The 13133-nt window shown below is 65.2% G+C and carries 10 protein-coding genes; 5 read left to right on the plus strand and 5 right to left on the minus strand.

Going from position 1 to position 13133, the window contains the following annotated elements:
• Positions 1–12 precede the first annotated feature (12 nt).
• Positions 13–1449, minus strand: a complete 1437-nt coding sequence (locus PI93_RS21615; RefSeq protein ID WP_039373482.1) for an FAD-binding oxidoreductase — start codon at positions 1447–1449, stop codon at positions 13–15.
• Between the two features lie 268 nt (positions 1450–1717).
• Between PI93_RS21615 and PI93_RS21620 the strand changes: the two genes are divergently transcribed.
• The 5 genes from PI93_RS21620 (at position 1718) to PI93_RS21640 (ending at position 8736) form a co-directional block, all read left to right on the plus strand.
• Positions 1718–3184, plus strand: a complete 1467-nt coding sequence (locus PI93_RS21620; protein ID WP_039373546.1) for an aldehyde dehydrogenase family protein — start codon at positions 1718–1720, stop codon at positions 3182–3184.
• 142 nt (positions 3185–3326) lie between these two features.
• Positions 3327–4085: an SDR family oxidoreductase gene (locus PI93_RS21625; protein WP_039373480.1), complete on the plus strand. Its 759-nt coding sequence runs from the start codon at positions 3327–3329 to the stop codon at positions 4083–4085.
• Between the two features lie 93 nt (positions 4086–4178).
• Positions 4179–5495 (plus strand): MFS transporter, encoded by a 1317-nt coding sequence (locus tag PI93_RS21630; protein WP_039373478.1) that lies wholly within the window; start codon positions 4179–4181, stop codon positions 5493–5495.
• A gap of 148 nt (positions 5496–5643) precedes the next feature.
• Positions 5644–7158, plus strand: coding sequence for an MDR family MFS transporter (locus PI93_RS21635; protein WP_039373477.1), 1515 nt, complete (start codon positions 5644–5646; stop codon positions 7156–7158).
• 132 nt (positions 7159–7290) lie between these two features.
• Positions 7291–8736: a hypothetical protein gene (locus PI93_RS21640; RefSeq protein ID WP_039373475.1), complete on the plus strand. Its 1446-nt coding sequence runs from the start codon at positions 7291–7293 to the stop codon at positions 8734–8736.
• A gap of 114 nt (positions 8737–8850) precedes the next feature.
• On the opposite strand, the gene PI93_RS21645 is transcribed toward PI93_RS21640, so the two are convergent.
• Genes PI93_RS21645 through hemC form a run of 4 tightly spaced genes read right to left on the minus strand, consistent with a single transcriptional unit; the run spans position 8851 to position 13132 of the window.
• Positions 8851–10023: a heme biosynthesis protein HemY gene (locus tag PI93_RS21645; protein WP_039373473.1), complete on the minus strand. Its 1173-nt coding sequence runs from the start codon at positions 10021–10023 to the stop codon at positions 8851–8853.
• A 10-nt stretch (positions 10024–10033) separates the two neighbouring features.
• Positions 10034–11188, minus strand: coding sequence for a uroporphyrinogen-III C-methyltransferase (locus PI93_RS21650; protein WP_158453287.1), 1155 nt, complete (start codon positions 11186–11188; stop codon positions 10034–10036).
• Positions 11175–12167, minus strand: a complete 993-nt coding sequence (locus PI93_RS21655) for a uroporphyrinogen-III synthase (protein WP_052240892.1) — start codon at positions 12165–12167, stop codon at positions 11175–11177. The genes PI93_RS21650 and PI93_RS21655 overlap by 14 nt, the downstream gene beginning before the upstream one ends.
• Positions 12164–13132: a hydroxymethylbilane synthase gene (gene hemC / locus PI93_RS21660; RefSeq protein WP_039373468.1), complete on the minus strand. Its 969-nt coding sequence runs from the start codon at positions 13130–13132 to the stop codon at positions 12164–12166. Before hemC ends, PI93_RS21655 begins: the two co-directional genes overlap by 4 nt.
• Position 13133 lies beyond the last annotated feature (1 nt).

A 13133-nucleotide genomic window follows, 5' to 3' on the forward strand; every position in this document is an offset into this window, starting at 1 on the left:
CACTGAAATGACTCAGGGAACGAGGCGTCCCGGATTGAGCAATTGGTTCGGGTCGAGCGCGGCCTTCACGGTGCGCATGAGCGCGAGTTCGGCCGGCGACTTGTAGCGCTGCATGAGCGGCAATCCCGTCTGCCCCACCCCATGCTCGGCGCTGAACGTGCCGGCCAGACGTGCGGCAACGTCGTTCACGCAGGCACGCATCGTGTCGCCCATCGACGCACTGTCGGGCAGCGCCGCCCATGCGGCAAACGAGAACATCGGGATGAAGTGCACGTTGCCGTCACCCATATGGCCGACGATGGCAATGTCGAGGCCCGGCACGACGGCATGCACGGCACGCGTAGCCGCAGCGATGAACTCGGGCACGCTGGACACCGGCACGGCGCAATCGGTCGTGAGGCCGATCGCGGCCTTCTTGTTCGCTTCGCTCACGCTGTGGCGCCCTTCCCAGAGATCGGCGCGCTGCGTTTCGTTTGCCGCGATGACGGCGTCTGCAACCAGTCCTTGTTCGATGGCTTCGCCCAGCGTTTGCGTGAGCACCGCTTCGAGCCCTTCGGCATCGCGCGTGTCGGCCAACTCCACCAGCACATGCCAGTCATGCGCTCCGGTGAGCGGATTCCGGCGATTCGGCACGTTGGCCAGCACCGTGTCGAGCTGGTAACGATTCATGATTTCGAAGGCCGACAGACGTGAGCCGCAGGCGTTCTGGAACATGCCGAGAATCTGGCCGGCAGCCGCCGGATCGCGCGGCGCAAACCACGCGAGCGCATGCGCGGTGGGCAACGGATGCAGCTTGAGCGCCGCCGCCGTGATGATGCCCAGCGTGCCTTCCGCCCCGATGAAGAGATGTTTGAGGTCGATGCCCGTGTTGTCCTTGCGCAGCGCGCGCAGGCCATCCCATACGGTGCCGTCGGCCAGCACGACTTCAAGGCCCAGCACGTTCTCGCGCGTATTGCCGTAGCGCAACACGCTGGTGCCGCCGGCATTGGTCGAGAGCGTGCCGCCAATCTGGCACGACCCTTCCGCGCCGAGACTCACCGGATACAGGCGGCCGACGTCGGCCGCCGCATCCTGCACGGTTTTCAGAACGCACCCGGCTTCGACGATCATCGAGCCGTTTGCCGCATCGACCTGACGGATGTGGCGCATGCGCGCCAGATTCAGAACGACAGGCGCCGGACCGCCGGTCGGCGGCACCGCACCGCCGCACAGGCTGGTGTTACCGCCTTGCGGGAGCACCGACACCCCCGCCGCCGCGCACAGCCTGACCACGTCGCTGACCTGCGCGGTCGAGGACGGCAGCACGACACACAGCGCCTCGCCACGATAGCGACCGCGCCAGTCTTCCGTATAGCCCGAGGTATCGGACGCGTCGCTGAGCACGGCGTCCACGCCGAGCACCTCTTGCAAGTGTTGGATCAGCGTCTCGCGCGTCACTGCATCGTTCATTTCCTGCCAACTCCTGGATTGCGTGAATGCATCGGTTCAACGGCGTCGCCACGGTGTCTGAGACGGTGCGCAGCGAGGGGGATGCCGCACCAGACGCACGTCTGGCGATTCGATGTGATCAAGGATAGGCGAGAAAAAATTGCAATAAAATATCTTTAATTGCAATGCACTCATTTTAGGTGTTTATGCGGATGCCGCCTTTCCGGCGGTCAACCGCCTCATGAGTTAAGTGATAATGAGCGTCACCCCCACACGAGGTGACGTCGACATGCCCGAAGCTACACACTTCATCGGCAATCAATGGGTCGCATCCGCCAGGCGGCCCGGCATTTCTGCCACGCCTGCCACCGCCGTCATTCCTGTTATCGATCCGTCCGACGGACAGCCCTTTGCGGAAATCGCCCGGGGCGACGCCGAGGACATCGACCGCGCCGTCAAAGCCGCGCGAGCCGCCTTCGAGGGCGACTGGGGACGCACTGCCGCCGCCGAGCGTGGCCGCATGCTGTACGCGCTGGCGAATACCCTGGCAAGGCATCACGAAGAACTCGCGCAACTCGAAGCCCGCGACACCGGCAAGCCGCTCAAACAAGCGCGCGCCGACGCCGCCGCGATCGTGCGCTACTTCGAGTTCTATGCAGGCGCCGCCGACAAGCTGCACGGCGAGACGATCCCCTACCAGCAGGGCTTCACCGTGTTCACGGTGCGCGAGCCGCATGGCGTGACCGGCCACATCATTCCCTGGAACTATCCGTTGCAGATCTTCGGGCGCAGCGTGGCCGCCGCGCTCGCGACCGGCAATGCGTGCGTTGTCAAACCGGCGGAGGACGCCTGCCTGTCGCTGCTGCGCGTGGCCGAGTTGTCGCTCGACGCCGGGCTGCCTCCCGGCGCACTCAATATCGTGACGGGGTATGGCGCGCAAGCCGGTGCGGCCCTCGCACGGCATCCCGGCATCGACCATATTTCGTTCACCGGCTCGCCCGCAACGGGCACGTTGATCTCGCAAATGGCGGCCGAAAACCATACGCCGGTCACGCTGGAACTCGGTGGCAAGTCGCCCCAGATCATCTTTGCCGATGCCGACATGGAGGCCGTGTTGCCTGTGGTCGTCAACGCCATCGTGCAAAACGCCGGGCAGACATGCTCGGCCGGCAGCCGTCTGCTGGTCGAGCGCGATGCCTACGAAACCGTGCTCGCGCATCTGGCCGAGGCATTCGCGCACTTGCGCGTGGGGCCGTCGCACGACGACCTCGATCTCGGCCCGCTGATCAACGCCCGTCAACAGCAACGCGTGTGGGACTTTCTGTCCGAAGCGCAACACGACGGCATTGCCGTCATGTCGCAAGGCGAAGTCGTGGGCAGTGCGCCGCAGGCCGGGTTCTATCAGGCCCCCACCCTGCTGCGCGATGTGCCCGCCACCCATCGTCTCGCCCGCGAGGAGGTGTTTGGCCCAGTGCTCGCCGCCATGCCGTTCACCGACGAGGCCGACGCCGTGCGGCTGGCCAACGGCACGCTCTACGGACTCGCGGCAGGGGTCTGGACACGCGACGGCGGGCGTCAGATGCGACTCGCGCGCGCCATTCGGGCAGGACAGATCTTCATCAACAACTACGGTGCCGGCGGTGGCGTGGAGTTGCCATTTGGCGGCATGCGGCACTCCGGTCACGGGCGCGAAAAAGGTTTCGAAGCGCTTTATGGCTTCACCACGCTCAAGACGGTCGCCATCCGTCACGGGTAATACCGCTCGCCAGACTGACAACGATCAATAACGATTGCTTCACGGCTTCCCGCAGCACCCGACCTGATTCAGATCGCAGCGAAGCGCGGCCCCTTCATCGACCGCGCGCTTCGTCACAACACGGCAACTCAGGAGACAAGGCATGCGTTTGCAAGAGAAAGTGGCCATCGTGACCGGCGCCGGTTCCGGCTTCGGCGAGGGCATCGCCAAGACGTTTGCACGCGAGGGCGCGGCGGTCATCGTCAATGATCTGCATCGGGAAGCCGGCGAGCGCGTTGCCGGTGAAATCGCCGAAGCCGGCGGTCGCGCCGCGTTCGTGTACGGCGACGTATCCCGCGAAGACGATCACGTCACCCTGCTCGACGAAGCCGTCACGCGCTTCGGCCATCTCGACATCGTGGTCAACAACGCAGGCACCACGCATCGCAACAAGCCGCTGCTCGAAGTCACGGAGGCCGAGTTCGACCGCGTGTACGCCGTGAACGTCAAAAGCATCTTCTGGAGTGCGCGCGCAGTCATTCCCTATTTCCTGCAACACGGCGGCGGCGCGATGATCAATATCGCGTCGACGGCGGGGGTGCGCCCGCGTCCCGGGCTGGTCTGGTACAACGGCAGCAAGGGCGCAGTCATCACCGCCAGCAAGGCGATGGCCGCCGAATTCGGTCCGCACAACATCCGCGTGAACTGCGTGAATCCGGTCATTGGCGACACGGGCCTGACGGCCGAATTCATGGGCGTGCCCAACACCCCCGAGAATCGCGCCAAATTCCTCGCCGGCATTCCGCTCGGGCGTTTCTCCACGCCACAGGACATTGCCAACGCCTGCCTCTATCTCGCCAGCGACGACGCCGCCTTCATCACCGGTGTCTGTCTGGAGGTCGACGGCGGACGTTGCATCTGAGCGCTCCATCGCATTTGCAGTCGTAGCACCCGTAGTTGTCGCACTCACACCATAACGACAGACAACACAACGTCAATCTCGGAGGAGATTCGTATGAACAGCGTTCCGACGCCCCCCTCGCCGATGGTCAGCACGCCATCGGCGGACTTTGAAGCGGCCACCTACCGCAAGGTCGGCTGGCGGCTGATTCCGTTCCTGCTGCTGTGCTATGTGGTCGCGTACCTCGACCGTGTCAACGTCGGCTTCGCCAAGTTGCAGATGGTCGGCGACCTGCAATTCTCCGAGACGGTATTCGGTCTCGGGGCAGGCATCTTCTTCATCGGTTACTTCATCTTCGAAGTGCCGAGCAACGTGATCCTTCACCGCGTGGGCGCGCGCGTGTGGATCGCGCGGATCATGATTTCGTGGGGCATCATCTCGGGCGCGACGATGTTCGTCACCACGCCCGCGATGTTCTACATCATGCGATTCCTGCTCGGCGTGGCCGAAGCCGGCTTCTTCCCGGGCATCATCCTGTACATCACGTATTGGTACCCGGCCTCGCGGCGCGGACGCATGACCGCCTGGTTCATGACGGCCGTGGCCCTCTCGGGTCTCATCGGCGGCCCCCTGTCGGGCTGGATTCTCAAGGACATGAGCGGCGTTTCCGGTCTGGCCGGCTGGCAATGGATGTTCCTGATCGAAGCGATTCCATCGGTGGTGATCGGCCTTGCCGTGCTGTTCATTCTCGACGACCGCATTCGCGACGCCAAATGGCTCAACGACGAAGAGAAGTCGATGCTCGAGCGCAACATCGCCAGCGACGTGCTGACCAAAGAAGACCTGCCGCTGCGTCAGGTGTTCTCCAGCCCGCGCGTGTGGATGATGAGCCTCATCTACTTCTCGTTCGTGATCGGGTTGTACGGCGTGGGCTTCTGGCTGCCGACGATCATCAAGAGCACCGGCGTGACCGATCCGTTGCACATTGGCCTGCTCACCGCGATTCCGTACTTCTTCGCGGTGATTGCGATGGTCGTGGTCGGGCGCCGCTCCGATCTGCGCGGGGAGCGTCGCTGGCACATTGCGATCCCGGCATTCATCGGCGCCATCGGGCTATTCCTCTCGACGGTCTGGAGCCACAACACGTCGCTCGCCATGTTCGCGCTGACGCTGGCCACCATGGGCATCATGATCGTGCTGCCACTGTTCTGGAGTCTGCCGACCGCCTTCCTCGGCGGCACGGCGGCCGCCGCCGGTATCGCGATGATCAACTCGCTGGGCAATCTGGCGGGCTTTGTCGGCCCGTATCTGATCGGCTTTCTCAAGGACGCCACCCAGAGCACCAACAGCGGCATGTTCCTGCTCACGGTCTTCATGATTCTGGGCGGACTGCTCACGCTCTCGGTCCCCGCGCGGCTCGTGAACAAGTGACGGCCCGGCAGATCGCCTGACGAAACTTCGTCTTGGCGATCGAGACCAAGGCGCCACGGGGCCGCTGGCCGGGTGGCCCCCTTGGGAGTAACATGCACGAGGCCGTCCTTGCCGGGACGGCCTGTTTTTTTGCCCCCCAAGAATCCGCATGCCCGCCAACGACTCACAGACGACGCCGGCCGGCGTCTCGCTCACGCCCGCTGAGGTCAAGTCGATCCTCTCCGGTCTGCTGCTGATCATGTTTCTCGGCTCGCTCGACCAGACCATCGTCGCGCCGGCCCTGCCGACCATCGCCCGGGACCTCGGCAGCTTCGACGCCGTGTCATGGGTCGTTACCGCTTACCTGCTCTCGTCCACGGCCATTACGCCCATCGTGGGCAAACTCTCCGATCTGCTCGGGCGGCGCGTCATCATCGCCGTGAGCGTGACGGTCTTCCTCGTGGGATCGGTGCTGTGCGCCCTCGCGCCGAGCATGCTCGCGCTGATCCTCGCGCGCGGGGTGCAGGGTCTGGGCGGCGGCGGCCTGATTGCCTTGTCCAACACGGTAATCGCCGACATCGTCTCGCCGCGTGAGCGTGGCCGGTATCAGGGCTATATCTCCGGCATGTTCGCCGTCTCCGGTGTGGCGGGTCCCGTCACCGGCGGTGTGTTCGCCCAGTATCTGAACTGGACGCTCATCTTCTGGATCAACCTCCCGCTCGGCATACTCGCCATCTACCTGAGCGACCGGGCATTGCGACGTCTGCCGCGTCGCGAAGGCAAACCGAGCATCGATTACCTCGGGTCGGTGCTGCTGATCGCCGCCACTGTCTGCCTGCTGCTGGCGCTCACCTGGGGCGGGCACCGCTACGCCTGGTTCTCGATGGAAATCAGCGGCCTGATCGTTGCCGCAGTGGTCGTTGGCGCCGTCTTCCTGCGTCATCAACGGACTGTGCGCGAGCCGTTGCTGCCGCTCGCGCTACTGGCCAACCCGGTGTTCCGGATGACGTCGACGATGGCGGTGCTGGTGATGATGGTCAACATCAGTATCGGGATCTACGTGCCGCTTTATCTTCAGTTGCAGCGAGGCGAATCGGCCAGTCGCTCGGGGCTGATGCTGATCCTGCCGCTGTTGGGCATCGTGGTCGGCGCGCTCAGTTCGGGGCATTACATGCGCAAGACCGGACACTACAAGCGTCCGCCGCAGATCGGTCTGCCGGTGGCATTTCTCGGGCTCGCCACGATTGCGATGGGCGTGCAGTCGCTGCCCCTCGTGGTGATCGGGCTGTGCCTCGGATGCGTCGGGATCGGCTTCGGCTCGGCCATGCCGGTCATGACGGTGGCCACGCAAAACGCTGTCGCGCCACGCGATATCGGCATTGCGACGGCCGCGCACGCGTTCTTCCGTGCCCTCGGGGGCATGATCGGTGTGGCCATGTTCGGCGCACTGATCGTCGGCCTGCTGGTCTCCGGCTCGGGAGAGAGCGGCGCACCGCGAGAACTCACCGACTTCCTGCGCCCGGGCGGCGCACCGGCGGGAATGGAAGATCATCTGCGGCTCGCGTTCGGCGCGTTCTTCGCCGGCAGTGCACTGATCTCGGCGCTCGCCATCGTCGCCCTCGGACGACTGCCGGAATTGCCGTTGCGTCAGAGTTCGGGGAACGAGGCCACGGCCATCGAGTAACAAGGGAACACAAGAGAACAATTCCCGCGCGCGCGATGCGCGGTTATGCAAAGCCCGGACGCGCGCCGCAAAGTACGGCGTCGGGCAACGCGGCAAAGTGCGGACTCCCGTTCATCACATCAGGAGTCCGTATTGTTTCCGTCTTCCCTTCCCAGCACGACCGCGTCGCCTAGCACGACGACGGATACGACCCCTGCGGCTACGGCCGCCACGACCCGCAGCGACCCGGGGACCACGACCGCAACGTCATCGCGCACCGCCCTTCTCGCCGACTTCCGGCAGGCCGTGCAACTCCCGCTCAATGCATCGCAGCCCCCGACTCAGGCGCCGCCGCGCGTCGCGCAGGACCCGACAGCGGTGATCCCGCTTTCATGGCCCGACATGCTTCTCGATTTTGGGGGGGCCTTTCAGAATCCTGCGGCAGGCCTGCTCGCATCGGAAGTGCCCGGGGGATCGAATCCGATGTCGCCGTGGTCCGCGCTGCGCCCGCCGATGAACAAACGCCCCTTCGACATCGCCTTCAGTGATGAGAGCCCTGCCGCCCTGGCAGCGGGCCGGATCCGGCTCATGGCCTTGCCGGAGATTGCGCCACTGGAGCCTACGCCATCCACGTCGGGCATCGGACGCAGATCGGGCGTCTCGATCTCGGACAACGTGCTGCGCAAGACGCTGCTCGCCCTCTCGGACGCCAACGCGCAAGCCGGCGACTGGCTGGACAGGCTCGAGTCGCTTGCCGTCGACACGGCATTGCAAAATGGCCCATATCTGGATGCCCGCTACCTGCTCGAAGGGCTCGTCCGGCGGCTGGAGGCGGAGCAGGCCATCGACCCGTGGCCGGTGGCGTTCGAGCGTGTCGTGTCGCTCATCACTCGCTTCGAATCCCGCACCGCGGATGCCGTAAGAGCCCTGCTGCTCACGCATGACAACGGGTCGCGCGACGAAGCGATCCTGCTTGCCGGGGCGTCGACGCACACGAGCATCGATCGCCTGATCGCCCATCGGCTTCACGCAATTGCCGACATGCCCGCAGAACATCGCCTCAGCGCCTGGAGCGATTTGCTCGCCGGCCTGCGACGCTCGACAGCCGGCGTCAACGCCGAACGACTCGCCACGCTGGCGACGTTCATTCACTTGTTACCGGCCCCGGAGCAGCGAAAGGCTGCCGACACGATCGTTACCTCGACCGGCGCGCTGAGCAACCATGACGGATGGAGCGAACTCACGAAAACACTCCTCGACGCCGTTGCACCCGCCGACAAGGTGGCCGTCGCTCGCGCGATGGTGCACCCGGATCGAGGTCTGTACGGCACGCCCATGAAAGCCACCGTGGCGGTCATCGCCGATCACATCGAACGGGTCCCCCGGCAAGCGGCCCGCGACTTGCTCGCACACCTCATCGACATCGCCGCGACGGAGGGGGATTTCGACCATCTGGTCTTCTCGTGCGACGAGTGCATCGAGATGCTCCACGACCTGCATTCGACCTGTATAAGCGGAAATTTCAACGATCTCGCCACGCATGTGCATGGCAAGCTTGTCGAGGCGTTCGAAAACTACCGATCGGCAGTGCTCGACTGACGCCGTCAGGGAGTAAGGGGAAGAAGAGGAATGGGCGCGCCCTCGGGCGCGCCTTTGACGCACACCGATGACAGGCGAGCGCGTCGCACGGAGGTCATCGGTGTTTCGCGGGACTTACGCGGTTGCGCAGGCCCGATAGTGGCGGTTGGCCTGTTCCATCTGGCCAAGTCCTTCGAAGAGTTGAGCCAACGCCAGATGCACGCGCTGCTGCAAATGCCGCTCGTCGGTGTGACGCAGCGCGCCTTCGAGGAACGTCTGTGCCTTGCCCCACAGGCGCTGATGCTGACACAGCTTGCCCAGCGCGTAGAGCAGATCGGGATCGTTCGGATGGCGCTGCTGCCATGCCTCGGCTTTTTGGATGAGCGGCAGCGCGTCGCCGCCGGCACACTCCGCATACCGTCGCAGCAGACGCGGGTCCCAATGCTCGGCCAGCGCAGCTTCCACAATGTCGCGGGCCTCGCGCGGACGATCGAGCGAGATCAGCAATTCCGCTGCCACGTCGGCAATGCGCGCCGACGTGCGGGTATCGGCCGGCAGGTCATGCCAGCACTTGAGCAGGGCGTCGGCATCGTGCCGGTGATCGCGCAGAATCCCTTCGCTGGCGGTCTGCTTGAGCTTGGCGGCGAGCGCCGGATGCAGCGCCTCGCGCTTCTCCAGCACCTTGAGCAGATTCAGCACTTCGGGCCAATGCTTCAGATGCTGATGCGCGCGCAATGCCACGAGCTGCGCCTGCATGCGGCGTGCGCCTTGCGCTCGCATCTCGGTAAGCGCTTCGAGCGCGCCTTCCGCATCGCGGGTATCGACGCGTAACTCAGCCGTTTGCAGCAGACGCGCCTCCTCCAGATTCGCCCCCTGTGCCTCGGCCAGCCATGCATCGCGGCGCGCAAACTCGCGCATGCGATGCGCCGCCCGTGCCCCGATGATCGCCGCCACGCCACGGTTGTCGTCCTGTTCGGCCGCTTCGCGCGCCGCCTTCTCGGCACGCGTGTAGCGCCCCGCGAAGAGGTTCGCCACCGCGTCGCGCAACGCGATGTTCGCTCGGCGACTGCGTTGACGATTACGGTAAGCGGCCACGCGCTCCGGCATCTTGTAGATGTTGCGCAGGATACGAATGATGACGTACAGCGCAACGAACAAGGCCAGCAACGCCAGCACGAAAAGGTTCAGCGACACGTCCACACGGTACGGCGGCACCAGCATCACCACCTGTCCGTGATTGAACGTGGCCAGCACGGCAAAGCCGGCCGCCACCGCGAACAGGAGCGTCAACCAGATCAATCCTCGCATGCGCGGCTCCTTACGGCTTTTCCTTGACGTCCTTGACCTGACCGATGGCGGTCAGGCTGGCGTCAAGGGTCGGCAGTTCGATCGTGCGCGAGCCCGAGTCGACCTGATCGAGCAACGTTTTCACGGCGGCGATGCGGCGTGACTTCGCATCGAAATACTTGTCGAGCGCAGCCTGCGCGACCTGCACGTCGCTATGCACGGCCGACGCATTGCGCGCCAGCAGTGCCAGACGCGCATTGAGCAAACGCAGCTTGAGATTGGCGCGCAGGAATGCCCCCTGCTCCGGTGCCACAAGCATCACGTCCGGGTCGTCCAGACGGCGCACTTGCACCAGTTGCTTCAGGCTGTTCAACATCTCGCCCGACAGGCGGTGCCATGTGGCCGTCCAGCCCGTCTCACCGGCACCGCTCGGCCCCGTTCCATCCGTCTTCGGCTCAACGCGTTGCTCCTCGGCCTGCAACGGCAACGTGTCGATCATGGCAATCGCCTGATCGAGCTTGCCCGTCAGTTGTGGCAGATCGGCGGCCGGCACAGCCTTCAGACGGTCGATGTCCTTCTTCAAGGCGTCGCGTACACCAGCGAGTTGCGGCGCGCCGGTGCGCGCCAGACGCGCGTCTGCGCCTTCCAGCGCAATCAGCGCGCCACGCACGTTGCCGGTGAGCTGCAACTGTTGGTTCGCACTCGTAACGATCTGCTCGGTCTCGGCCAGCACCCATTCGTCGCGGTTGTGCGCGAGTTCCTGATAAAGCTGTTCGAGCGCCGCCTGCTGACTGCGCGAATCGGACACGCGGCCCTCGAGCGACGTGAGCCGGTTTTGCAGATCGCGTTGATTGTCGAGCGCCTGCGCCGTGCGTACCTGCGCCTGCATGACTTGTGCGTCGCCTGCCTGCTGTCGACGCGCCATTTCCTGCTGCACGCGGTCGAGCTTCTGATTGAGCGACCAGCCGCCAATGCCGGCCCCCGCCGACACGAGCACAAAGAGCAGCCACGGCAGTGCAGCCCCGGAGCCACGACGCTTCTGTGGCGGCTCAGGCGGCTGCCACGCAGGCGGGACACCCGCCGTGCCGTAGGTAGCACCGCTGGTTGCAGTGGAATTCGACGCCGCCGGGCCGGTCGGCGCGGACGGGTTCTGGGAAGACTCTGGAACGCGATTATCTGTCGTCATGCTTGACTTGAATGGGATCCGCCCATGTTTTGAGTGCCGCCAGCAAGTTCTCGTCACCGGGCGCGCATTGCGTAATCCTATCAAACCCCGCCGCGCGCGCGGCATCTGCGATGCGCGCATGCGACGTAAAACACGTCGCAGCGAGAATTTGCGCCAGCACTTGTGGGGTGCCCGGCGTGTGAAGACCGTCGCGCGTACCATAACGCGCCGCAAGCAAGGTGGCCAGATGTCTTACGGCCTCCGAGCTGGTCAGCACCCATGCGCAACGCTCGGGCGAGGCCAGCCGGGCTTCGAGAGCGGCCCATGCGGCGGTGTCCGGTTCCGGCGCGCGACGCGTATAAGCGCTCACGATATCGACCTGAGCGCCGCTCGCACGCAACGTGTCGGCCAGCAGTTCGCGCCCGCCGTCGCCCCGCACGAGCAGCACTCGGCGTCCGGCAAGCGCCGTCAGGTCGAGTTGCTCGAGCAAGGCTTCCGAGTCGAATCGTGCCGCAGGCCCTCCCGGCGGCACGATCACCCGATGCTTCGGCGCGGCGACACCGGCGTCGGCCAGCGCCTGCGCACTGCCCGGCCCTACGACCGCGACCGGCAACGCGGCGGGCCAGAGATCGCCGGCATTGGCGTCGGCAGCCTCGCGGCCCTCGGGAGATGACAAATGGATCAGCCGGCCCAGGGCATGCGCGACCGCATTGGGGGAGATGAAGACCGTCAACGCGTAAGACGACAGCGCACCTAATGCGCTGTCGAGTGCCGCCAGTGCGCCGGAATCGGCCTGGGGCGCAATATCCAGCAACGGAAATGCGAGCGTGTCGATACCTGCCGCGCTCAACGCCTTGGCAAGCGCATCCGCCTGCCCATCGGGACGCGTCAGGATGGCGCACGGCGCGGGAGCGCTCGCCGAACCGGCAACGGCGCGCTCGGAGACGGTCTCCGGCACCAGACCGTTAGCGGACGACGGAACCGGCGCGCGCGGGCTCAAACGGGAGGGTCCTTCGGCTCGGGCGGTGGCACCAATGCCAGCCCGCCCGCGTCGATCAACGACTGCGCCACATGCTGGCCCAACGCCTCGGCGCCCGCCACATCGCCCTGCGCGAGCCTGGCCGCACCCTGCGCATGAAGCACCGTGGCGCCATCCGTCGACGCGATGAAAGCACGCAATGCCAGTTCGCCCTGCGGGGTGAATTCGGCGAACGCCCCCAACGGCACCTGACACGAACCACCCAAGGCTCGCGAGACGGCGCGCTCGGCGCTCACGGCCAACGTCGTGTTGGCATCGTGCAACGGTGCGAGCCATTGCAGGATTTCGGGACGTCCGGCACGCACCTCGATACCCAGCGCCCCCTGCCCGGCCGCCGGCAAGCTGGCCTCGGTCGGAATCGTGGCCCGAATACGGGCGCCAAGCCCCAATCGCTTCAGACCGGCCGCGGCGAGAATGATCGCCGCGAAATCGCCCCGGTCGAGCTTGCCCAGACGCGTATCCAGATTGCCGCGCAACGGCGCAACCTTCAGATGCGGATACCGCGTGCGCAGGCTCACCTCGCGGCGCAGGCTCGATGTGCCGACCACGGCCCCTGCGGGCAGCGCGTCGAGGCTGTCGTAATCGTTGCTCACGAAGGCGTCGCACGGATCTTCGCGCTCGAGCACCGCCGCCAGCGTGAAGCCGTCGGGGAGTTGCATCGGTACGTCCTTGAGCGAGTGAACGGCGAGATCGGCACGCCCGTCGGCCAGCGCAAGTTCGAGTTCCTTGACGAACAGCCCCTTGCCACCGACCTTCGCGAGGGATCGGTCGAGAATCTGGTCACCGCGAGTGGTCATTCCGAGAATACTCACGTGACACTGCGGATATAATTTGTGCAGCGCGTCACGCACGTGTTCGGCTTGCCACATGGCGAGCCGGCTCTCGCGCGAAGCGATCACCAGGGTTTCAGGAGCAGCGAAGTTCATT

The organism is Pandoraea fibrosis, from assembly GCF_000807775.2.
Taxonomy (GTDB): domain Bacteria; phylum Pseudomonadota; class Gammaproteobacteria; order Burkholderiales; family Burkholderiaceae; genus Pandoraea; species Pandoraea fibrosis.